This window comes from Noviherbaspirillum aridicola (assembly GCF_019656455.1).
In the GTDB taxonomy this organism is placed as follows: domain Bacteria; phylum Pseudomonadota; class Gammaproteobacteria; order Burkholderiales; family Burkholderiaceae_D; genus Noviherbaspirillum; species Noviherbaspirillum aridicola.
Genome location: NZ_BPMK01000002.1, coordinates 233,382 through 255,770, shown reverse-complemented (window position 1 = coordinate 255,770; position 22,389 = coordinate 233,382). Strand labels below are relative to the sequence as shown.

The 22,389-nt window shown below is 62.8% G+C and carries 22 protein-coding genes; 12 read left to right on the top strand and 10 right to left on the bottom strand.

Translation table 11 applies throughout. The features are described 5' to 3' along the window. Nucleotides 1-7: 7 nt before the first annotated feature. Together NCCP691_RS03030 and NCCP691_RS03025 are read right to left on the bottom strand one after the other, a co-directional pair. A complete protein-coding gene (locus NCCP691_RS03030; RefSeq protein ID WP_238482286.1) occupies nt 8-1,408 on the bottom strand; it encodes a sodium:proton antiporter in 1,401 nt (466 codons plus the stop codon). Between the two features lie 97 nt (nt 1,409-1,505). Next, on the bottom strand, nt 1,506-2,168 hold the full coding sequence (locus NCCP691_RS03025) for a LutC/YkgG family protein (protein ID WP_220806764.1): 663 nt from the start codon (nt 2,166-2,168) through the stop codon (nt 1,506-1,508). A 336-nt stretch (nt 2,169-2,504) separates the two neighbouring features. Between NCCP691_RS03025 and fdxA the strand changes: the two genes are divergently transcribed. After that, nucleotides 2,505-2,828 carry a ferredoxin FdxA gene (gene fdxA / locus NCCP691_RS03020; protein WP_220806763.1) on the top strand — a complete coding sequence of 108 codons (324 nt, stop codon included), beginning with the start codon at nt 2,505-2,507 and terminating at the stop codon, nt 2,826-2,828. A 102-nt stretch (nt 2,829-2,930) separates the two neighbouring features. Here the strand turns inward: fdxA and NCCP691_RS03015 are convergent, their stop codons facing one another. Continuing rightward, nucleotides 2,931-3,416, bottom strand: coding sequence for a thioredoxin domain-containing protein (locus tag NCCP691_RS03015; protein WP_220806762.1), 486 nt, complete (start codon nt 3,414-3,416; stop codon nt 2,931-2,933). 514 nt (nt 3,417-3,930) lie between these two features. Here NCCP691_RS03015 and NCCP691_RS03010 point away from each other — a divergent pair. The 5 genes from NCCP691_RS03010 (at nt 3,931) to NCCP691_RS02990 (ending at nt 9,096) form a co-directional block, all read left to right on the top strand. After that, nucleotides 3,931-5,166: a polyhydroxyalkanoate depolymerase gene (locus tag NCCP691_RS03010; protein ID WP_220806761.1), complete on the top strand. Its 1,236-nt coding sequence runs from the start codon at nt 3,931-3,933 to the stop codon at nt 5,164-5,166. Between the two features lie 107 nt (nt 5,167-5,273). After that, nucleotides 5,274-6,038 carry an electron transport complex subunit RsxB gene (gene rsxB, locus NCCP691_RS03005; protein ID WP_220806760.1) on the top strand — a complete coding sequence of 255 codons (765 nt, stop codon included), beginning with the start codon at nt 5,274-5,276 and terminating at the stop codon, nt 6,036-6,038. Continuing rightward, complete coding sequence (gene nth, locus NCCP691_RS03000; RefSeq protein WP_220806759.1) at nt 6,035-6,685, top strand: endonuclease III; 651 nt, start codon at nt 6,035-6,037, stop codon at nt 6,683-6,685. Before rsxB ends, nth begins: the two co-directional genes overlap by 4 nt. 40 nt (nt 6,686-6,725) lie before the next feature. Then, the gene (locus NCCP691_RS02995; RefSeq protein ID WP_220806758.1) at nt 6,726-7,148 is read left to right on the top strand and encodes a DUF1841 family protein; all 423 of its coding nucleotides are present in this window, start codon (nt 6,726-6,728) and stop codon (nt 7,146-7,148) included. Between the two features lie 370 nt (nt 7,149-7,518). Continuing rightward, nucleotides 7,519-9,096, top strand: coding sequence for a hypothetical protein (locus NCCP691_RS02990; protein WP_220806757.1), 1,578 nt, complete (start codon nt 7,519-7,521; stop codon nt 9,094-9,096). Nucleotides 9,097-9,229: 133 nt separating this feature from the next. Here the strand turns inward: NCCP691_RS02990 and NCCP691_RS02985 are convergent, their stop codons facing one another. Together NCCP691_RS02985 and NCCP691_RS02980 are read right to left on the bottom strand one after the other, a co-directional pair. Further along, on the bottom strand, nt 9,230-9,574 hold the full coding sequence (locus NCCP691_RS02985; protein WP_220806756.1) for a c-type cytochrome: 345 nt from the start codon (nt 9,572-9,574) through the stop codon (nt 9,230-9,232). A gap of 12 nt (nt 9,575-9,586) precedes the next feature. Next, on the bottom strand, nt 9,587-9,907 hold the full coding sequence (locus tag NCCP691_RS02980; RefSeq protein ID WP_220806755.1) for a c-type cytochrome: 321 nt from the start codon (nt 9,905-9,907) through the stop codon (nt 9,587-9,589). 237 nt (nt 9,908-10,144) lie between these two features. On the opposite strand from NCCP691_RS02980, the gene NCCP691_RS02975 reads away from it, so the two are divergent. The 3 genes from NCCP691_RS02975 to NCCP691_RS02965 are packed head-to-tail and all read left to right on the top strand — an operon-like array spanning nt 10,145 to nt 12,777. Beyond that, nucleotides 10,145-10,999 carry an AAA family ATPase gene (locus NCCP691_RS02975; protein WP_220806754.1) on the top strand — a complete coding sequence of 285 codons (855 nt, stop codon included), beginning with the start codon at nt 10,145-10,147 and terminating at the stop codon, nt 10,997-10,999. 1 nt (nt 11,000) lies between these two features. Continuing rightward, a complete protein-coding gene (locus tag NCCP691_RS02970; RefSeq protein WP_220806753.1) occupies nt 11,001-11,606 on the top strand; it encodes a GNAT family N-acetyltransferase in 606 nt (201 codons plus the stop codon). 1 nt (nt 11,607) lies between these two features. Further along, a complete protein-coding gene (locus NCCP691_RS02965; protein WP_220806752.1) occupies nt 11,608-12,777 on the top strand; it encodes a vWA domain-containing protein in 1,170 nt (389 codons plus the stop codon). Between the two features lie 26 nt (nt 12,778-12,803). Here NCCP691_RS02965 and NCCP691_RS02960 read toward each other — a convergent pair whose 3' ends face one another. Continuing rightward, the gene (locus tag NCCP691_RS02960; protein ID WP_220806751.1) at nt 12,804-13,874 is read right to left on the bottom strand and encodes a hypothetical protein; all 1,071 of its coding nucleotides are present in this window, start codon (nt 13,872-13,874) and stop codon (nt 12,804-12,806) included. A gap of 179 nt (nt 13,875-14,053) precedes the next feature. Continuing rightward, nucleotides 14,054-14,917 (bottom strand): response regulator, encoded by an 864-nt coding sequence (locus NCCP691_RS02955; RefSeq protein WP_220806750.1) that lies wholly within the window; start codon nt 14,915-14,917, stop codon nt 14,054-14,056. A 221-nt stretch (nt 14,918-15,138) separates the two neighbouring features. On the opposite strand from NCCP691_RS02955, the gene NCCP691_RS02950 reads away from it, so the two are divergent. The 3 genes from NCCP691_RS02950 to parC are packed head-to-tail and all read left to right on the top strand — an operon-like array spanning nt 15,139 to nt 20,203. After that, nucleotides 15,139-17,127 carry a DNA topoisomerase IV subunit B gene (locus NCCP691_RS02950; protein ID WP_220806749.1) on the top strand — a complete coding sequence of 663 codons (1,989 nt, stop codon included), beginning with the start codon at nt 15,139-15,141 and terminating at the stop codon, nt 17,125-17,127. Between the two features lie 3 nt (nt 17,128-17,130). Next, nucleotides 17,131-17,901 carry a lytic transglycosylase domain-containing protein gene (locus NCCP691_RS02945; protein ID WP_220806748.1) on the top strand — a complete coding sequence of 257 codons (771 nt, stop codon included), beginning with the start codon at nt 17,131-17,133 and terminating at the stop codon, nt 17,899-17,901. After that, a complete protein-coding gene (parC, locus tag NCCP691_RS02940) occupies nt 17,894-20,203 on the top strand; it encodes a DNA topoisomerase IV subunit A (RefSeq protein WP_220806747.1) in 2,310 nt (769 codons plus the stop codon). The genes NCCP691_RS02945 and parC overlap by 8 nt, the downstream gene beginning before the upstream one ends. Nucleotides 20,204-20,447: 244 nt before the next feature. Here parC and NCCP691_RS02935 read toward each other — a convergent pair whose 3' ends face one another. The 3 genes from NCCP691_RS02935 to NCCP691_RS02925 form a co-directional block, all read right to left on the bottom strand. Beyond that, nucleotides 20,448-20,660, bottom strand: coding sequence for a YqaE/Pmp3 family membrane protein (locus NCCP691_RS02935; protein ID WP_220806746.1), 213 nt, complete (start codon nt 20,658-20,660; stop codon nt 20,448-20,450). 12 nt (nt 20,661-20,672) lie between these two features. Further along, nucleotides 20,673-21,389, bottom strand: coding sequence for a hypothetical protein (locus NCCP691_RS02930; protein ID WP_220806745.1), 717 nt, complete (start codon nt 21,387-21,389; stop codon nt 20,673-20,675). A gap of 76 nt (nt 21,390-21,465) precedes the next feature. Then, on the bottom strand, nt 21,466-22,377 hold the full coding sequence (locus NCCP691_RS02925; RefSeq protein WP_220806744.1) for a hypothetical protein: 912 nt from the start codon (nt 22,375-22,377) through the stop codon (nt 21,466-21,468). Nucleotides 22,378-22,389 lie beyond the last annotated feature (12 nt).

The following is a 22,389-nucleotide window of genomic DNA, read 5'->3' as shown; positions in this document are numbered from 1 at the left end:
CCGCACCTCAGAAGAAGATGAAGGTCATGACCACGAAAAGCGGCACCAGTATCGCGCACGACCAGCCCATGTAGCCGAAGAAGGAAGGCATCTTGATGCCCCGCTCTTCCGCGATGGCCTTCACCATCAGGTTGGGTGCGTTACCGATGTAGCTGTTGGCGCCCATGAAGACGGCGCCGCAGGAAATAGCCGCGAGCGTACTGGCCAGTGTCGTCATCAGCACCGCCGGATCCCCGCCCGCCGTATTGAAGAATACCAGATAGGTCGGCGCATTATCGAGGAAGGAAGAAAGCACGCCGGTTGCCCAGAAATAGGCGGCATTGATGGGCTGCCCCGTTGGATCGGTGACCGCGCTCACGACGCCGCCGAAGGCGCCCGCTTCCCCCGCGCGCAGCATGGCAATGACCGGAATGATGGTGATGAAGATGCCGGCGAAGAGCTTGCCGACTTCCTGTATCGGCCCCCATGAGAACTCGTTGCCTTCGCGCGCGGACCGCGGCGTCACGGCGAGCGAAACAAAGATGATCGCCACCAGCAGCACGTCGCGCACGATGTTCTGCAATTCCACCGGCGTGCCGGCGATGTCGAAGGAGACGCCGGACTTCCAGAAACCGCTCATCAGCACCAGCGCAACCACGGCGCCGAGGAGAATGAAGTTGACCTTGCCCTCGAAGGCGATGGCCGAGTCCGGGGTGGGATCCACCGGCAGCAGTTCCGGCTCCCTGCTATGGAAGTAATGGCGGTCGAGCAGATAAAAGATCAGCAGCAGCGACACGCACAGGAACAGCGTCTCCGGGAAGATGTTCTTGACCGTCCAGAAGAAATCCACGCCCTTGAGGAAGCCAAGGAACAGCGGTGGATCGCCGAGCGGCGTCAGCGACCCGCCCGCATTGGCAACCAGGAAAATGAAGAACACCACGATATGCGCGGCATGTTTACGATTGTCGTTCGCACGGATCAGCGGCCGGATCAGCAGCATCGAGGCGCCGGTAGTCCCCATGAAGCTCGCCAGCACCGTTCCCAGCGCGAGCAGGCCGGTATTGAGTTCAGGCGTGCCGTGCAGGTTGCCGCGCACGCAGATGCCGCCGGCGACCACGAACAGCGCGGTGATCAGGATGATGAAGGGAATGTATTCGGCAAGCACCGCATGCAGTGCGCCGGCGGCCGCGAGGCCGGGGCCGAAAACCGCCGCGCAGGGAAGCAGGAAGGCCAGCGCCCAGGCCAGCGTCACCTTGCCGAAGTGATGGTGCCAGAATGCCGGCGTGAGCAGCGGGCACAGCGCGATCGACAGCAGCAGTCCGGCGAAGGGGATGCCCCACCATGCGGAAAGTACGCTCCCGTCGAGCTCGGCCGCCTGGGCAAGCGCGGGAAACAGGGTGAGCAAGGCAAGCAGGCTTCTGGCGTGCACGGGGCGTCTCCATTGTTTTGATGGGGCGCCATTTTATATCGGGAAACACTACGCTCAGCCTGCCCGGACTTACGTAGTGCTACGTAGAGCGTATCGCTCAGGCGCCCTGCACCACGATCACATGCACTCGATACGGGCCATGGGCGCCAAGCACGATGGTCTGTTCGATATCGCCGGTGCGCGACGGACCGGAGACGAAGTTCACGGCGCGCGGCAGTTCGCCGCGTTCCTTGCGCGCGAGGGCAAAGGCATCTTCCATGGTGCCGACGATGCGCGAGGCCGGGACGACCGCGATGTGCGTTTCCGGCAGCAGCGCCGCCGATGACCAGGTGTCGGGCCCGGACAGCAGCATCAGGGTGCCGGTCTCGGCAACCGCGCAGAAGACGCCGGTGATGCCGATCAGATCGGGATCGCGCGGCGGGCGGAAATCGACCTCGATGCCGGCGCCCCGCCAGTCCAGGCCGGAGAGCGTATTCCAGCCGATCGCGCTGCGCCCCAGCCCGGTGTTGTCGAGGTAGCGTGCCACCGCCGCCGGCACCGAGGCCATGTCGGCCGCCTCGTCGACGGTATCGGACATGCGCAGCGCCTGCTGGCGGAAGCGCAGCTGCAGATCCGGACCGAGGTCCGGCGCGGGTCCGCGCGTATGGCGCGACAGGTAGTCCTGCACCGCATCCAGCTCCGCCTGCTGCGGCTGGTCCGGTCGTTTTTGCGCGGTGCGGATTCGTTCGAAGATGGCCTTGCGGGCGGCGGAAGTATCCATGGGACTCCTGTTGGCAGAGTGCGCAGTCTAACCGAAGCAATGGGCGGCGGCCGGAACGCCTGGGATGATTTGATTTCAAAACAAGCCTGAAAAACATTTCACGGTCGCCGCGCCCGGCATTCGGAGTCTTGTCGGAATGGCAGCAGGCGCGATATCGCCGGCCTGTCATGCGCATTTGCTTATTCGAATTTTGTATAACCCGGGTTTGTTAGAAGTACTTGATTGTCTTAAAATACAAGGCTTTGTAGCGGGTTTTCTGTCCAGCTTGCCTGTCCGGCGCGTTCGCGTCGGCCCCAAAACAGATCTTTACCGAAAAAATTCACAGATAGGACTGTCATGACCCACGTTGTTACCGAATCCTGCATCCGCTGCCGTTATACGGACTGCGTCGATGTATGCCCGGTAGATTGCTTCCGCGAAGGCCCGAACTTCCTCGCCATCGACCCCGACGAGTGCATCGACTGCGCCGTCTGCGTTGCCGAATGCCCGGTCAATGCGATCTACGCGGAAGAAGACGTGCCGGCGGACCAGCAGCAGTTCATCAAGCTCAACGTGGAACTCGCCCGCAAGTGGCCGTCGATCACCAAGACCAAGGATCCGCTGCCCGACGCCGACGAATGGAAGGACGTCAAGGACAAGCTGGACCAGCTGGTCAAGTAATACGTGCCGCCGCCGGCTCCCCCCCAAGCCGACGCAGAAACAACAAAACCCCGCGCTCGTCGCGGGGTTTTTCATGGCGCCCGAGGGCGCAGCTGCCCGAACTCAGCGAGGCAGGTGTCGCCTCAGGACGTCGGCATTGATCACGCCCGAGTACGCGGTCCGCTTGCCACTGGCGTCATACCAGTAACTTCTCGGCAGCTCCCCGTGCCAGCGGGGATCGATCGCATGACGCAGTTGCTCCGGCGCGACGTCGCCGAATGCCCACGCCTGCCCGCGCACTCCTGCCTGCGCGAGACGCTGCCGCATGGCGGCGACCGCCCCGGGATCGTCGGCGCTGTCGGTGGAGAGCGTGACGATGTCGAGCTTGCGGCGTCTGGACTCTCCCGACAAGTAGTTGAGACTGGCCTTGCAATAGACGCAGTCCAGCGACCACAGCACCAGCACGAATTCCTGCCCGCGATAGGTTTGCTCGATCTTCTGCAGGCTGTCCGGCCCGAACGGCTGAATGTCCGCGCGGCCCGCCGCAATGGCAGGCGACCACGCCAGGACGAGCGGCAGCAGGACTGCCGCGATGGAACTTTTCATCATCAGTTTCCTACGGAAGGCGATCGCGCGCGCGATGCCGGCGGATAGATATCTGTTGGTCCTGACCCCACATGCAGCAACGGGTGCGCATGCGGACTGTAGCCGCAACCCGATCGTCCAAACTTTGCACGACGAGTCTTTATGCCTACCGGCCCGCGGTAGAAATTACAAAACCGAGCCGGCATCCGCTGCTGCGGCGCATGAATTATCGGGCATTTGCACAAGCGCTGTTGCGAGGTCATCCGGAGGTCACATTGGCACATTTCCTGCAACGTCAGCAAAAACAGACACGAACAGCGTTTATTCGTGAGTTATCGGAAACAGGATTCTTACTAGTGCCGGATTGCATTTCCATGAAACAACAAATCCAGCCGGTTTGTGTTATGTTGATCGAGATTTTTCATATCTGCAGCGCGTCGGGCTGGCGTAGAATCGGCTGTGATGACGCACTGCAATATCCATCCCGATTGCACAGACGGTCCAATTAGGCAGTACCGGCAATACTGAAGAGGTCTTTATGCTTTATCAACTCCACGAGCTCAACCGGACTTTCCTGAACCCGCTCATCAAATGGGCGGAAGCTTCGGCCAAGCTGTTCTCCAATCCGGTCTCACCGCTCGCCCACACCCCCTTCTCCCAGCGCATCGCCGCCGGCTACGAACTGATGTACCGGCTCGGCAAGGACTACGAGAAGCCGGAATTCGGTATCAGGACGGTACCGGTGGAAGGCAAGTCCGTCGGCGTATTTGAAGAAGTCGCGGAACAGCGTCCCTTCTGCCGGCTCATCCATTTCAAGAAGGATCTGAGCGACAAGCAGTTCGCCGACCTCAAACAACCGACGGTGCTGGTGGTCGCCCCCCTGTCGGGCCATCATTCGACACTGCTGCGCGACACGGTGCGCGCCCTGCTGTCGCAGCACGATGTCTATGTCACCGACTGGACGGATGCGCGCATGGTGCCGCTGTCCGAAGGCGCCTTCCATCTGCACGACTACATCTACTATGTGCAGGATTTCATCCGCCGTCTCGGACCCGATGTCCACGTGATTTCGGTCTGCCAGCCGACCGTCCCGGTACTGGCCGCGATCTCCCTGATGGCGACCGCCAAGGATCCGAAGCTGCCGAAGTCGATGGTGATGATGGGCGGCCCGATCGATCCGCGCAAGTCGCCGACCGCGGTCAACAATCTCGCGACCGAGAAACCCTATTCCTGGTTCGAATCCAAGGTGATCTACAGCGTCCCGGCGAACTATCCCGGCTTCGGTCGCCAGGTCTATCCGGGCTTTCTGCAGCACGCCGGCTTCATCGCGATGAATCCTGGCCGCCATGCGCAAAGCCACTGGGATTTCTACATGCACCTGCGCGAAGGCGACAACGAGTCCGCCGAAGAACACCGCAAGTTCTATGACGAGTACAACGCGGTGCTCGACATGCCGGCCGAGTACTACCTCGAGACCATCAAGACGGTGTTCCAGGAATTCCATCTGCCTCGCGGCACCTGGGAAGTCGAAGGCAAGCTGGTGCGTCCGCAGGACATCAAGAGCGTCGCGCTGTTCACCATCGAAGGCGAGCTCGACGACATTTCCGGCGCCGGTCAGACGCAGGCCGCGCATGATCTGTGCTCCGGCATCCCGGCCGCCAAGAAACAGCACTTCACCGCGCCGAAGTGCGGCCACTACGGCATCTTCTCCGGCCGCCGCTGGCGCGAGGTGATCTGCCCGAAGATCGGCGAATTCATCAAGGCCAACGCCTGACCAGCTTTGCTTCGCGAAGCCGTTCCCCTTTCCGGGAACGGCTTTTTTCATTTGTAGCCACTTCGATTTGCCCGGATAATCCTGTTTTTTCCTCGCAAGCCCGTGTCATGAGCGCCCGCCCGCTGGCCGACCAGATAGAAGACCTGCTGCCCCAGACCCAGTGCACCAAGTGCGGCTACCCCGCCTGCCGTCCCTACGCGGAAGCGATCGCCGCCGGCACGGCGGCGCACAATCAGTGTCCGCCCGGCGGCGCGGAGGGTGTCGCGCGCCTGGCCGGCCTGCTCGGCCGGCCGGTGATTCCGCTCAATCCGGTCAACGGGGTCGAGAAGCCGCGCGCGGTCGCCGTGATCGACGAGAACATCTGCATCGGCTGTACCCTGTGCATCCAAGCCTGCCCGGTCGATGCCATCGTCGGCGCCGCCAAGCAGATGCACACCGTCCTGCCGCAGCTCTGCACCGGCTGCGATCTCTGCGTGGCGCCCTGCCCGGTCGATTGCATCGCGATGGTCGAGGTGACGCCCGGCCTCACCGGTTGGGACGCCTGGTCGCAGGAACAGGCCGATGCCGCGCGGGCGCGCCATGATTTCCGGCTGGCCCGGCTGCGCCGTGACAAGGCGGAAAACGATGCCCGTCTCGCTGCCAAGGCCGTGGCCAAGCTCAAGGCGGTGGAAGCCGAGGCCGCGATGAGCGCGGAAGAAAAGGCGGAAAAGGAACGCAAGAAAGCCGTGATCCAGGCCGCGATGGAACGCGCCCGGCTGCAGAAACTACAGCAGGCCGCCAGCAACGGGCCGGCCCGCCTGCAGGACGTATCCCGCTCGGTGCAGCGCGGCATCGAGGAGATCAACAGCAAGCTCGAAAAAGACGCGCAATGAACGCCGCCAAGCGACTCGACATTTTCCGCCGCTTCCGCGAGGCCAACCCGCATCCGACCACGGAACTGGAATACACCACGCCGTTCGAGCTGCTGATCGCGGTGATCCTCTCGGCCCAGGCCACGGATGTGTCCGTCAACAAGGCCACGCGGCGTCTGTATCCGGTGGCGAATTCGCCGGCGGCGATCCTCGCGCTCGGCGTGGAAGGCCTGGAGGAATACATCCGCACCATCGGCCTGTACCGCAGCAAGGCCAGGAACGTGATCGAGACCTGCCGCATGTTGCTGGAACAGCACGGCGGCGAGGTGCCGCGCACGCGCGAGGCCCTGCAGGCGCTGCCCGGCGTAGGCCGCAAGACCGCCAACGTGGTGCTCAACTCCGCCTTCGGCCAGCCGACCATCGCGGTCGACACCCATATCTTTCGCGTCTCCAACCGCACCGGCATCGCTTTAGGCAAGGACGTGGACGAGGTCGAGCAGAAGCTGCTGAAATTCGTGCCGGCCGAATTCCGGCACGACGCCCACCACTGGCTGATCCTGCACGGCCGCTATACCTGCATCGCCCGGAAGCCGCAGTGCTGGAATTGCATCATCGCCGACCTGTGCGAATACAAGGACAAGACACCGCTTCCTGAAAAGGCTGTCTGACGGCGCTACAATGGCGCTTCATCCTTCAGCCCCCTTCCCGATGTTTACCCCTTCCCAGCACGACGTGCGCCGCTTCTTCTGCGAGACCTATCGCAAGGTACAGGAAAACCGTGTCCTCACGCCGCTGGAAGCCATCGCGCGCGACTGGCTGGTGCAGCATCCGGAATACGCAGAGTCGCTGTCCAACGTCGACGAGGCGCTGGCGGCCGACTACTCGGTGGAACGCGGCACGGCGAATCCCTTCCTGCACCTGTCGATGCATCTCTCGATCGCCGAGCAGATCTCCATCGACCAGCCGCCCGGCATCCGCGCCGCCTTCCTTTCGCTGGCGCAGCGTCTCGGCTCCGAGCATGACGCCCATCACGAGATGATGGAGTGTCTCGGCGAAATGATCTGGCAATCGCAGCGCAGCGGCCTGCCGCCGGACGGCGAGCGCTATGTGGAGTGCGTGAAGCGGCGCTAGACCGACGCCAAGGGGCTCCGCATGTCTCGCGATGGCGCCCGCCTGCAATGGAACTCCTCGCTGCGCATCGTCACTGAAGAGCCAGCGATTCACAGCCTTTCCACTCTCCATTGCACTTCGCCATGCGTCTCTTCGCTTCCAGACAAGCCACTCCTGTTCCGACAGCGCCCGCGGGCGGCACGTCGGCGCGACGAGGGGCGCCGCCTCCCCGGCCGCCCGCCGCTGCGCCTCAGGACGCCGGTGCCGAAGACCGCAAGAGAAGCGTGCGCATGGGAGAGCGCATGGCCCGATGCTCAGGGGGCGCCTGCCAACGGCGAGCGAGGATCTGGCGGCAGGACCCACGAGGCCGGCGGCGGTGCATATTCATACGATGTGGTACGTGCCGCCGTCAAGGGAGCCGCGCCGTCCCTGGCTCAACGACATCCAGTCCCGGCGGCGCCTGATCGAAGCCTACCTCGGGCTCCGCCACGGCACGCGGGATATCCCGGGCAACGCGGATGTGCATCTGTGGACCGACCGGCATTCGATATATCCGCTGTTGATGCCCTTGACGCTGCCGAGTGGCGCTGAACTGGAACTGCCGCATTCGATGCTGGCCAGGGACAGAATCAAGCTGCACTATCAGGGCGAGCTTGACGCCCTGATTGCGCAAATCCCGGACGAGACATTGCGCAGGCGTCTGAGCGCGCTTCTTCACCATCCCATAGGACAGAACATCGGCGCCCTGACGGACATCGTTCGGTTGATTTATGGGCTTCTTTACTCGCAGTCGCCACTGGAAATCAAACGTGCGGACTGGAAGGACAACTTCCTCAGGGCCATGGAAAAACTTGCCGCCCCCCTGAACGCTCGATTGCGAAAGCACCAGTCGGTCGACGAAGATCCTGGCCAAGAGATCAATATCCACATCGATTTCGACACTCTTGCCGCGACCGCCTACTATAAGGCGGCCGAGCAGCTGGGACTGGGCGTCCTGCCGAAGGATCTCCTCCACGAAAGCTGGGCGCAATTCGCCATGGCGCGTCTCGCCTGCCGCTACATGGCTGCGTCCCTGCATGAACAGAGGACGGTACAGGCTGATGCCGCAAGCGTCTATTCTGCCGAAGCCGCCCGTGCCGTGGACAGCGATGCGATTACCGCTGTGCCGCCCCCCCGGCTGCCGCAGCCAAAGGCCGCCGCGGTAGCAATCGAGAACACCTCGGGTACTATGCGTATTCCACGCAACATGGTGAAAAGGGGCATTAATCCGTATGGAATGGAGATCGACGTTCTTGCGATCGTCCCCGGTCATCCCAGGGCCATCTCCGTCAGCGCGAAAATGCTCCACGGGCTGCAGACCGGTCATTATCGTCCGGGAATATCGCCGAACGAAGTGGGGCACGCACTGACCAGCTACGCTGGCTATAAGTCCTTCGCCCGCAATATTGCTTACAAAATGCGAAAGCTAGACGCCAAGCCTGCAGGCATGTTCCGAGGGGTACCGGATCACGCTACGACTGTCGACTATTACCGGCTCGCTGAGCGCATTCGCCAGCTCGAACCGAAGCTTCAGGATGAGGTCCATCTCGCGCTGGCCATTGCCGGGAATGCCGAGTTCGACGACGAAACGAGATCATTAAGCAGAAAACGGGCAGCAGCACTTGCCGAGATTTTCAAGTGGAGCACGGATCTGATCGACGCAATGGTAAACCGGACTACCTATTTCCCGCAGGTGGCGAACGCGCCGCGCCGTAATGAGAAGCTCAACGAGGTGATGGCATTCGAGAAGTCTGTCTTCGGCACCGCTCCCGTATCGCTTCGTGCCGGCAGTGCCTGGGGCAAAGCCCGCCTGAACACCGGAGATGAGCCGCTCGAACCGCCGTCCGACGCTCTATTGAAGGAGATTTTCCGCGAGGTGAAGACGATGCTTCCGGCATCAGACACCTCCACATTGGAATACGCACTTTAGCAAAGCGATTATTTTCTACCGCATCCAGCGACACTCGACCGTCTGGCGGCGTCTGAAGACGTGATGCGGACGGGCCGATCCCAATAAAAAAGCCACGCGGTTGCGTGGCTTCCGGTTCGCAGGCTCGGGGCCCTTACTTGCGCACCACCAGGTGACCCGGCAGGCTGTGCAGGTAGGCGGCGATGTTGCGGATGTCGTCGCGCGAGAGCGGCTTGGCCTGGGCGCCCATGATCGCGTTGCCGCGGCCGTTGGTGCCGTTGGCGCCGCGCTGATAGGCGATCAGCGATTGCGCGAGGTAGTCCTCGTGCTGGCCGGCGAGCTTGGGATAGCTGGGATCGATCGGCGTGTTGTAGTCGTTGCCATGGCAGGAGGCGCAGTTGTACTTCTTGGCGGCCTCCTTGCCGGCCTCGACATTGCCGCCCGCCGCGAAGGCGTTCAGCGACAGCAGCGCGAATGCGCATGCGAGCATTTTCTTCATGGTCTGGTCCCCTTATTTCTTCTGCGATGCGTAGTAGGCCGCGACGTCGGCGATGTCCTGGTCGGACAGACCCGCCGCGATGCCGCGCATGCTGGGGTTCTTGCGGTCGCCCTTCTTGTAGGCGTTGAGCGCGCTCTCGATGTACTTGGCCGATTGGCCGCCCAGCATGGGCACCTGGTACACCTCGGGATAGCCTGACTTGTAGCCGGGGATGCCATGGCAACCGATGCACATCGCCACCTTGTGTTCCGCCGCCTTGGCGTTGCCGGTCACCTGCGCCGAAGCGAGGTTGGCGAGGCCAGCGAGCGCGAGAAACGCGATTAGTTTTTTCATGATAGCTGGGATGATAAGTAAGGAAATCCAAAAACCCGTGATTGTCGGTGTCTCCGTCTGCGACCGGGTTCTTGATACATCGGCCTACCTTGTAGGAATTGCTCTGACGCAGCAAAAGCGCTTAATTCTACCCGAAGACTTGCCAGTCAGTCCATGCGGCCCGGCGAGTCCGGCGCCTGATCCCCGATCCCTGATTCGCTTATACTTGATTTTCTTTTCTCTTTCTCCTACAAGGCCATGCGACAGGACACGCGTTTTGAAGGTTCCCAGAACTACGTAGCCACCAATGACCTGAAACTGGCGGTCAATGCTGCGCTGACCCTGCAGCGTCCGCTGCTCATCAAGGGCGAGCCGGGCACCGGCAAGACCATGCTGGCCGAAGAAGTGGCGGCCGCGCTCGGCATGCCGCTGCTGCAGTGGCATATCAAGTCGACCACCAAGGCACAGCAGGGCCTTTATGAGTACGACGCGGTCTCGCGGCTGCGCGATTCCCAGCTCGGCGACGAGCGCGTCAAGGACATCCACAACTACATCGTCAAGGGCGTGCTGTGGCAGGCCTTCACATCCGAGCAGCAGGTGGTGCTGCTGATCGACGAGATCGACAAGGCCGATATCGAATTCCCGAACGACCTGCTGCGCGAGCTGGACCGGATGGAGTTCTACGTCTACGAGACCCGCGAGATGATCAAGGCCAGGAACCGGCCGCTTGTCATCATCACCTCCAACAACGAGAAGGAGCTGCCGGACGCCTTCCTGCGGCGCTGCTTCTTCCACTACATCAAATTCCCGGACAAGGACACGATGGAGCAGATCGTGGACGTGCACTTCCCGCAGTTGAAGAAGGATCTGCTGGCGCAGGCGCTGCAGACCTTTTACGAAGTGCGGGACGTGCCCGGCCTGAAGAAGAAGCCGTCGACCTCGGAGCTGATCGACTGGCTCAAGCTGCTGCTGGCCGAAGACATTCCGGCCGATGCGCTGCGCGGCAAGGATGCCAAGGCCGCGATTCCGCCGCTGCACGGCGCGCTGCTGAAGAACGAGCAGGACGTGCACCTGTTCGAACGCCTGGTCTTCATGTCACGCAACAATCGCTGAGATGATTCATACCGAACCCGTTACCCTGGAATTGAACGGCGTGCGGCTGGAGCCGATGACCGCCGCCCATGCGCCCGATCTCGCGCGCGCCGCCGCCGACGGAGAGTTGTGGAAGATCCGGGTGACCTCGGTGCCGGCGCCGGGGGAGGAAGCCGCCTACATCGATACCGCCCTGTCCATGCGCGACGCCGGCAGCCGCCTGCCCTTCGTCGTGCGCGATCTCGGCAGCGGGACGATCATCGGCTCGACCAGCTACCACGACATCGTGCCCGCGGTCGACCGGGTCGAGATCGGTTACACCTGGTACGCCCGGTCCTGGCAGCGCACCCACGTCAACACCAGCTGCAAGCTGATGCTGCTGCGCCATGCGTTCGACACGCTCGGCTGCAAGGTGGTCGGCTTCAGGACGGACAACTTCAACCATGCGTCGCGGGAAGCCATCGCCCGGCTGGGGGCGCAGTGCGACGGCGTGATACGCCACTCCGCGCTGCGGCGCGACGGCACGGTGCGCGACACGGTCATGTTCAGCATCACCGCGGGCGAGTGGCCGGAAATCCGGGCGCATCTCGAATACAGGCTGGGCAGGTTCCCCGCCAGGGCAGGCTGACATGCTGATCGACTTTTTCTTCACCCTCAAGGACGCGAAGATTCCGGTCTCGATCAAGGAGTTTCTGATCCTGCTGGAAGCCATGCAGAAGAACGTCATCAGCCCGTCGCTGGACGACTTCTACTACCTGGCCCGCACCACGCTGGTCAAGGACGAAGCGCACTACGACAAGTTCGACAAGGCATTCGGACTCTACTTCCGCGGCATCGACGCGATCTTCGAGAAGAATCCCGAGATCCCGCTGGAGTGGCTGCAAAAGCGCATGGAGCGCGAACTCACGCCCGAGCAGAAGGCGGCGCTCGAGAAGTTCGGCTACGACAAGCTGATGGACCGCCTCAAGGAGCTGCTCAAGGAACAGAAGGAGCGGCACGAAGGCGGCAACAAGTGGATAGGCACCGGCGGCACCTCGCCCTTCGGCAATGGCGGCCAGAATCCGGAAGGCATACGCATCGGCGGCGAAGGCGGGCAGCGCTCCGCGGTCAAGGTCTGGGAGGCACGCGCCTATCGCGACTATGACGATGAACGCGAACTCGGCACCCGCAACATCAAGGTGGCGCTGCGCCGGCTGCGCAAGTTCGCGCGCGAGGGGCTCGAGGAGGAACTGGCCCTCGACGACACCATCCGGGCCACCGCCAACAATGCCGGCTACCTCGACATCAAGATGCAGCCGGAGCGCAAGAACAACATCAAGGTGCTGATGCTGCTCGACGTCGGCGGCACGATGGACGATCACATCGCACGCACCGAAGAACTCTTCTCGGCGGCCAAGACCGAGTTCAAGAACATGGAGTTCTTCTACTTCCACAACTGCGTCTACGACTACCTTTGGAAGAACAACCGGCGCCGCCATGCCGAGCGCTTTCCGGCCTGGGACATCCTGCGCAAGTATCCGCCGGATACCAAGCTCATCTTCGTCGGCGATGCGACCATGAGCCCCTATGAAATCCTGCAGCCCGGCGGCTCGGTCGAGTACAACAACGAAGAAGCGGGCGCCGTCTGGCTGCAGCGCTTCACCACGACCTTCCCCAAGTTCATCTGGCTCAACCCCGAACCGGAAGGGTTGTGGCAGTACCGGCAGTCGATCAGCGTGATCCGGCAGATCATGAACAATCGCATGTTCCCCGTGACGATCGACGGCCTGGAACGCGGGATGCGGCTGCTGAGCAAATAGTCCTGCCCGGGCAGGACCTCAGCGCATCAGAACACCACCGCCATGTTCCCGGTAAACCGCAGGCTGCTCGCATCGTCGTAGTCGGTGACCTCCACCGGCCGGCCGCGGCCGACGTAACCCTCGCCCTTGCCGAGGATGGAATACAGGTACTGGGCGCCGGCATTCTTGGGACCGTTCGGGCCGCCGGCGGCGGAATCCGGGTCGTTCGGATCGTCGGATTTCTTGAAGCGGTCGTAGGGTGCCGTGATGCCCCAGTCCCCGACCTTCGCGTTGGATGGCGCGTTGGCCACGACATCCCCGAGAAAGCCCGAGTGCTGCCCATCGGCGGAGAAAATCCGCATGTTCGAGTTGGCGCCGTAGATATAGCTCATGTTGCCCCAGATGACGCGGTTCGCCTCGTCGAAAAACAGCTCGCCCTGATTCCACACCGATCCGTCGCCCTTGGTGCTCTTGAAATTGAAGCTCGAGCCCGGCTGGAAGCTCAGGTCGACGTAGCCTCCGGGAGGTATGGTGACCATGCCCTTGCCGTCGGTCCCGGCAGGCAGGGCCTGTCCCTGCGCCATGGTGACCTGCACCGTGATCGGTTCGTTCGTCGTATTGCTGAACCTGACGGCGTGCCAGTCCCTGGCGAAGCCGTGCGGTACGAGGTTGAAATTGTTGTTGACCGGGATGTTCCTGTTCTTGGGGCGATAGGAGGTTTTGCCGGTGTTCGGCTGCTGGCCGCCGGAACCGGTGATGAGGGGGTTGGTGTTGGGGGTGTTCGTGTGGACGTGACCGGTATGGTTGCCACCCGCATTGGGATGGCCATTGGGAGCAGAATGCGGCCCCCTGGGTGGATGCGGATGGTGCCCGTGCGGGTGTTTGCCGCCGGCTCCCGGATGCGAGGTATCGGGTTGCTGCGATGTGGAACATTCGCAGGCGTCGCTCCGCGGACCGTTTCCCGGTGAAGGCGGAGGATCGGCGATATCGCCCTTGTCCCATGTCGAGACGAGGTCTATCTCGGCCTGAAAATGCTTCTTCAGGTTCGGATCGCTGGTCCTGGCGATCATTTCCTGCCGGCTCTGCACGAACGGCCTGTAGATCGGGGGTACCGGCATTCCTTCTCCTTCTTTGGCGGGCGCAGGGCGTCTCTCGCTCTTCTGCGGCGATCCGCTTGCCCCGGGGACCTTGCTACGCCCTGCCTCAGCGGCCGCGCGCGCCGCTCGGTCGCCCGGCCCGCTGGCGTGTGCATGCCCGTGCGAGGTTTCTCATCTCCATGAGTGCTGCTGGCGGTACTCTAGTTCGGGTCAGGCACGGAATCCTGGACTGACGCGCCCCGGGCCGGCAGGTAACGCTTGAGAACCGACATCAGCGCCGGCGCGCCGAGCGGCTTTCGCAGGAAGCCGTCGACGCCCGCAAAGCGCGCCTGTTCCGGGTCGTACACGAAATGCGGACCGACCAGCAGCACGCAGGCATGGCGCACCTGGCTGCCCTGTTCCTGCAGCGCCCAGCAAAGGCGGTAGGGATCGACGTGCGGCGTGGAGGTGTTGATGAGCAGCAGGGAGACCTGGCGCTGCTCGCGCAGGCCGACCGCCGCCGTCTCGCTGTCGACGCGCACCACCTCGGCGCCCTGACGCCGCAACATCGCGGCGACGGCCTCGTGCAGGGCCGGATGACGGTCGACCACCAGCACCACGCCGTTCTCGGGGATCTTGCGCCGCATTCTTTCATAGCGCGCCGGATCGCCGAGGTCGAGGTCGGGCCGGGGGCGACGGCGGCGCTCCGGCACCCGCACCACGTCGGATGCCTGCAGGCGTGACAGCGCGTCGGCGCGGCGCTCGACGAGAGCGTCCAGGCCCGCGAAGAGCGCGCCGGCCTCGACCGGCCTCGGGATGCACTGGCAAGGCATCTCCACCGCCGGCGCACCGACCAGCAGCACCGGCCGCAGGTCGCCCGGGCGCAGATCCGACACCGCCGCCAGCGCCCGCAGGTCTTCGCCATCGACCAGATACAGATCCGGATCCTGCAGGTTGTCTTCCTCCAGCAGGATATAGCGGAAGCCGCGCTGCCGCGCCGCCGCAAGCTGCGCCGCCAGGCGCGACAACTCCCCGGCACTGAAGCCGATGGCGCGGACGGCGAAGGGAAAGGCCTGTTTCGACATCCTTGCATTGTATAAACATTCCTTGCGTGCGGATCGTTTTCGCGCATGACTGCCGTCATTCCTCGTGACGGCGAAACATTCGCCCCGACCACCGTCTAAGCCGGTCGGGCATCCGGCATGCGCGCATTGCGCACGTCGCCGGCGCCGTTTTGATTAAAATGCCGGGACTTTGTGCTTAAATACATTCCCTTCCGCAATCACCGCTTTTTCGCATCCCCCGCATGGCCACCAGAAAATCCTCCGCCTCCGATTACAGCGAAGCCTCGATCCGCGTCCTCAAGGGACTGGAACCGGTCAAGCAGCGGCCAGGCATGTACACCCGGACCGAAAATCCGCTCCATATCATTCAGGAAGTCATCGACAACGCTTCGGACGAAGCGCTTGGCGGATTCTGCAAGAACATCCTGGTCACCCTCAATGCCGACGGCAGCGTCAGCGTCGAGGATGACGGCCGCGGCATCCCGGTCGGCCTGCACCCGGAAGAAAAAGTGCCGACGGTGGAAATCGTCTTCACCCGCCTGCATGCGGGTGGCAAGTTTGACAAGGGCTCCGGCGGCGCCTACTCGTTCTCCGGCGGCCTGCACGGGGTCGGCGTGTCGGTCACCAATGCGCTCGCCTCGCGCCTGGAAATCACCGTGTGGCGCGAAGGCGGCGTGCACCAGCTCGCGTTCGAGGACGGCGAGCTGGTGCAAAAGCTCAAGTCGCGCCCGCAGACCAGGGACGACAAGCGCAACGGCACCCGCGTCACCGTCTGGCCCAATGCGAAGTACTTCGACTCCGCCGCGATCCCCAATGCCGAACTGCAGCGGCTGCTGCGTTCCAAGGCGGTGCTGCTGCCGGGCGTGAAGGTCACGCTGACCAATGCAAAGAGCGGCGACAGCCAGACCTGGCAGTATGAGCAGGGTCTGCGCGGCTACCTGGTCGAGGCGCTGGCCCAGTCCTCGCACGCCGAGCCGCTGATTCCCCTGTTCGAAGGCGAGCAGTTCGCCGGCCGCGACGCCGAGGGCTTCGCCGAGGGCGAAGGCGCATCCTGGGTGGTGGCCTGGACCGAGGAAGGCAACGTGGTGCGGGAATCCTATGTGAACCTGATCCCGACTCCCGCCGGCGGCACCCATGAAGCCGGCCTGCGCGAAGGCCTGTTCGGCGCGGTCAAGAGCTTCGTCGAACTGCACTCCATGCTGCCCAAGGGCGTCAAGCTGCTGCCCGAGGATGTGTTCGCGCGGGTGTCCTTCGTGCTGTCGGCGAAGGTGCTGGATCCGCAGTTCCAGGGACAGATCAAGGAACGGCTCAACTCGCGCGACGCGGTGCGCCTCGTCGCCACCTTCACCAAACCGGCGCTGGAGCTGTGGCTGCATCAGCATGTCGACTACGGCAAGAAGCTGGCCGACCTGGTGATCAAGCAGGCGCAATCCCGCCTGCGCTCCGCGCAGAAAGTCGAAAAGAAGAAATCCTCCGGCGTCGCCGTCCTGCCGGGCAAGCTCACCGACTGCGAGTCCGACGACGTCTCCCGCAACGAGCTGTTCCTGGTCGAGGGCGATTCCGCCGGCGGCTCCGCCAAGATGGGGCGCGACAAGGAATTCCAGGCCATCCTGCCGCTGCGCGGCAAGGTGCTCAATTCCTGGGAAACCGAGCGCGACCGCCTGTTCGCCAACAATGAAATCCACGACATCGCCGTCGCGATCGGCGTCGATCCGCACGGGCCGAACGACACGCCGGACCTGTCCGGTCTGCGCTACGGCAAGATCTGCATCCTGTCCGATGCGGACGTCGACGGCTCCCACATCCAGGTCCTGCTGCTGACGCTGTTCTTCAAGCATTTCCCGCAGCTGATCGCGCGCGGCCACATCTGCGTGGCCCGCCCGCCGCTGTACCGCGTCGACGCCCCGGCACGCGGCAAGAAGCAGGCGCAGAAGCTGTACGCGCTCGACGACGGCGAACTCGAAGCGATCGAAGACAAGCTGCGCAAGGACGGCCTCAAGGAAGGCGCGTGGAGCATTTCCCGCTTCAAGGGCCTCGGCGAAATGAATGCCGAGCAGTTGTGGGAAACCACCATGAACCCCGATACCCGGCGCCTGCTGCCGGTATCGCTCGGCGACTTCGACCTGACCGCTTCGGAATCCCGCTTCAACATGCTGATGGGCAAGGGCGAGGCCGCCGCGCGTCGTGCCTGGCTCGAAGAGCACGGCAATGAAGCCGAGGCCGACATCTGATCGATGCGCATCGGGACGGTACTCGCCGCGTTCATGCTGTCCACCGCCGCCGCGCCCGCGGTGGCGGACATCTACGGCTATATCGACGCCGAGGGCATCGCGCATTTTTCGACCGAGCGGGTGGACGAGCGATATCAGCTGTTCGTGCGCGGCGACGTCCCCTTCGACTCTTCGCGCCTCGGCGCCGGACCCGCGCCGGCGCCGGCTTCGCCGCTGGCCAGCTATCTCGCCAGCCACCCCGGACTGAAGAAAGTCGAAAACCTGTTGCACGAAACAGCCGATGAGTTCGCGCTCGATCCGGCCCTGCTCAAGGCCGTGATGGCCGCCGAATCGGCCTTCAACCCGCGCGCGGTGTCGCCGAAGGGCGCGATCGGCCTGATGCAGATCATGCCGGCGACGGCGGAACGATACGGACTGCAGGGCGACCGCCGGCGCAGCCTGGAGCAGAAGCTGACCGACCCGAAGATCAACATCCGGCTCGCCGCGCGCTACCTGCGCGACCTGCACCGGCTGTTCCCGACCCAGCCAGAACTGGTGATCGCCTCCTACAACGCGGGCGAGGGCGCGGTCCAGAAACACAACAACCGCATTCCGCCCTATCCCGAGACGCGCAATTACGTGCAGGTGGTCAAGCAGTTCTACCAGCTGTACAAGCCGGCCGCGAACGCGCTCGCCGTCGCGCTCCAGCACGACGGCCCGGCCCCGCGCCGCATACGAATGACTCTCCCCGGCCGCCGCAACATGCCGGAAACGATGGAAGCAACCCATGACTGAACAAGCCAGCCTGTTTGAACAGATGCCGTCCGGTGACGGCGAAGCCCTGACGCTCGCCACCTTTGCCGAGCGCGCCTATCTCGATTACGCGATTTCCGTCGTCAAGGGCCGCGCCCTGCCCGACGTCAGCGACGGCCAGAAACCGGTGCAGCGCCGCATCCTCTACGCGATGCACGAGCTGGGTCTCGATCCCGCTGCCAAACCGCGCAAGTCCGCGGCGGTAGTGGGCGATGTGCTCGGCAAGCTGCATCCGCACGGCGACCAGTCGGTGTACGACGCGCTGGTGCGCATGGCGCAGGACTTCTCCCTGCGCTATCCACTGATCGACGGACAGGGCAACTTCGGCTCGCGCGACGGCGACGGCGCGGCGGCGATGCGATATACCGAAGCGCGCCTGACCCCGATTTCCCGGCTGCTGCTCGACGAGATCGACATGGGCACGGTCGACTTCATGCCGAACTACGACGGCTCGAGCAAGGAGCCGAAGCTGCTGCCCGCGCGCCTGCCCTTCGTGTTGCTCAACGGCGCCTCCGGCATCGCGGTCGGCCTGGCTACTGAAATCCCCTCGCACAACCTGCGCGAAGTCGCCGCCGCCGCGGTCGCGATGATCCGCAACCCCAAGCTCACGCATCCGGAAGTGATGGACCTGATCCCCGGCCCCGACTTTCCCGGCGGCGGGCAGATCATCACGCCCAAGGCGCAGATCGCCGAGATGTACGAAAACGGCCGCGGCACGCTCAAGGTGCGCGCGCGCTGGAAGATCGAAGACCTGGCGCGCGGCCAGTGGCAGGCGGTGGTCACCGAACTCCCGCCCGGCACCTCCGCCCAGAAGGTGCTGGAAGAGATCGAAGAGCTGACCAATCCCAAGGTCAAGCTCGGCAAGAAGTCCCTGCTGCCGGAACAGCTCGCGCTCAAGCAATCCATACTCGGCGTGCTCGACACGGTGCGCGATGAGTCGGGCAAGGATGCGCCGGTGCGCCTGGTGTTCGAGCCGAAGTCGAAGAACCTCGACCAGGCCGAATTCATGAACATGCTGCTGCACCACACCTCGCTCGAGACCGGCAGCTCGATCAACCTGGTGATGATCGGCCGCGACGGCCGGCCGCGCCAGAAGGGCCTGGTCGACATCCTGCGCGAGTGGATCGAATTCCGCTTCACCACCGTCACCCGCCGCACCCAGTTCCGGCTGCAGAAGGTCGACGACCGCATCCACATCCTTGAAGGCCGGGAAGCGGTGCTGCTCAACATTGATGAAGTCATCCGCATCATCCGCGAGTCCGACGAGCCGAAGCCCGCGCTGATCGCCGCCTTCCGACTGAGCGACCGCCAGGCCGAGGACATCCTCGAAATCCGCCTGCGCCAGCTCGCCCGCCTGGAAGCCATCAAGATCCAGCAGGAGCTGGCCGAGCTGCGCAATGAAAAGACCACGCTGCAGGACCTGCTCGACAACCCGGCTTCGATGAAGAAGCTGGTGATCAGGGAAATCGAAAGCGATGCCAAGCAATACGGCGACGCCCGCCGCACGCTGATCGAAGAGGCAGAGCGCGCCTCGTTCGAGCAAAAGGTCGTCGATGAACCGGTTACCGTCGTCATTTCCCAGAAGGGTTGGGTGCGTGCCCGCGGCGGCCACGGCCATGACCCGTCGCAGTTTGGATTCAAGGCGGGCGACAGCCTGTACGGCACTTTCGAATGCCGCACCGTGGATACGCTGCTCGCCTTCGGCTCCAACGGCCGCATCTATTCGGTACCCGTGAGCGCGCTTCCCGGCGCGCGCGGCGACGGCACGCCGATCACGACCCTGATCGAACTCGCCAGCGGCACCCGTCTGCTGCATTACTTCGCTGGCGCCCCCGGCACCCAGCTGCTGCTCAGCTCCACCGCCGGCAACGGCTTCACCGCCAAGGCGGGTGACATGGTGTCCCGTAACAAGGCGGGCAAGTCATTCATCACACTCGACGACGGCGACGAGCCGCTCGCGCCGAGGATCGTCAACGGCGATGCGAGCGCGCTCGCCTGCCTGTCCGAAAAAGGCCGCCTGCTCGTCTTCGGCCTCGACGAAATCAAGACCCTGTCCGGCGGCGGCCGCGGCGTCATCCTGATGGAACTCGAGAAGAACGAGAAGCTCCTCGCGGCGCAACCCATCAGCCAGAAAGGCGTCATCGTGTCCGGCACGGGACGCGGCGGGAAGGCCCAGGATGTGAAGCTGAGCGCGGACGCGCTGTCGCCGCACATCGGCAAGCGGGCACGCAAGGGCAAGGTGCTCGAGTCGAAGCTGAAGGCGGCGGAGCTGCGGGCGGTATAGGCGGCAGTACGGGGTGTGTCGCCCCGTTACTGCTTCTGATCTGTTGCGCTGATGCGAGAAGCGCTTGAAGGCGGTCGCGGGGAAAGTCCGGCAACCAGCCGCGCTCGCGCAATAGTCATGGCGGCTGGCCGGGCAGCACACCCTCGTGCCGAAGCATGCGCCCGTGTCCCCCGCCGGGTTTTGCAGACGGCGCACTGGCCGTCCCGCTGCCCTTCTCGCCGGTTCAACCAGGAATTCGCCCCTCCTACGAAACCTGTCCCTGATTCGCATGCGCTTTAAGCGCTTTCTTGATTTTCTTGTCCGTCTTGTACTGGCTGAGTGAATAGACCGCCCAGATCGTCGCGGGGACCCAGCCTATCAGAGTGACTTGAAGGATGAAGCAGATAATGCCTGCGAACGGGCGGCCGATGGTGAAGAAGGTCAGCCAGGGGAGTATTAGGGCGATGAGGAGGCGCATGGTGTAGGTCTTTCAGGATTTGGGTTGAGATGATGGAAAGGGCGCCAGAAATGGAGCGAGAGCTGGAAAATCGTCGGGCCGTCCTCCTCTACAGAAAGGCTTGCTACGCGCCTTTGGGAATTTTATTTTCGCGAGGCAATCCACGCTTCGCCTAACTTGCGATTCTGGGGTACGCTCCGCAAAGCGTTTCAAGAACTCGGCTAACAGGGCTCTTCGACGGGTGATGGTCTCCTTTCGAGAATCCCGAATCGCATGAATCAAACCCACCACCGGCGTTACGCCAGCGAAGAATCCCTGGCTTTCACCTATAACGATGAGTGTAGGCAGCCTCTCTCCCGCTATACGCACAGGAATGTAAGGGATACGTAGTAGCTCCGCTTCCATATCCGTGGCAAACGCGCCTACAAGCCTGAACCTTCCTTCGCCGAGACCACGAAAAAACATCATTCTCTCAATCGAGCGCATCCCGCCTGCGCCAACAGTCGCAGTCAAGTCGCAGTTTCCATCTCCGTCGAAGTCCATCCATGTAATCGCGCTCTCTTCTCCGCTCCGATGCACGAAGCCGACAGCCGCCAGCGCCTGCCGCGTCTGAGAAATTTCCATCGCCGACCAGGGCACGTTATTGTGTATCGGTACCTTGAGGTCTAGTGACGGGGCATAGTGAGCAAGATCCTCAGCTAATTCTTCTCGAGGAACTTCGAGCTTCTCACAGTACTCAGTAAGGTCCACGACAAGTTTGACCCTTCCAATTTAGAGCATGTTTTTCTCGCGCAAATGCGGAGATGCTGCTGACATTCGTAACATCTCAACGCGGCAATTCGCAGCGCAGGGGCGTGCTGATGCACCTGGTTTCCCCAGGCGGATGACTCTCCAACATGAACCTGGCGATTGCTGACCCGTAATCGCGGGCGCGCTGACTATCAAATTTTTCCCAACTGCCTTGCCTTGCGTCCCAACGAAGCGCGGATCGATACTGAACCTGGTCGCTGTCGACCTTGTCTATGACGCCGATATTTTCCCCGGATATGAAGCTCAGTTCAGACCGGGCGACTAGGAACGGGCGGTTGTCGCCGTGCACCCAAAGAGCGATGATTGCATCAGGCTGCTGTGACCCCGCCCAGCGCGAAGTGCTGTTGTCGGAATAGTCGACAAGCTTAAAGCCCTCACCCCTTCGCAAGAACACGTAGTACTTCGTCCCCCCTTGTTCACCGCGAGCACCAACTCCGTCATAAGTGAAATTCCAGCCAATGAAATCACACAACTGGTCGCCATCTATGTCGAGCCAAGTCATTTGATCACTACGTACCCTCCGCTCCAGATCGAATGAGCTGAAGTGACCAACCCCGTTTTTTCCAATTTCTTCCTTCAAAGCAGCGACTTCCACCGCGTACTCCCTTTCGGTGACTAAGTAATTTCTTGACCCATCGACCGAGTACGGCATTTCGTTCTTTGCAGGGATCCAACTAAAGTCCGTTTTCAACCACTTGTCCAAATCATTCCTGCGCCACGATTTCCCACATCCAGAACTCTCGTACCTGAGCGAGTGCATCTCTGAACCAACACCTTCGACATGTTCCAGCGGCGCAGCAGCGCTCGCCGACACAAACACAAGCGCCGCCGTCGGTGCCCACTTCCGCCTTCCTTCGCGACGAGCCGGACAAAACGTGCCGTCTCGACGGCCTCCGTTCCTTGAAATTTCTATCTCTTCGTCTTGCATCAAGAAAATGAC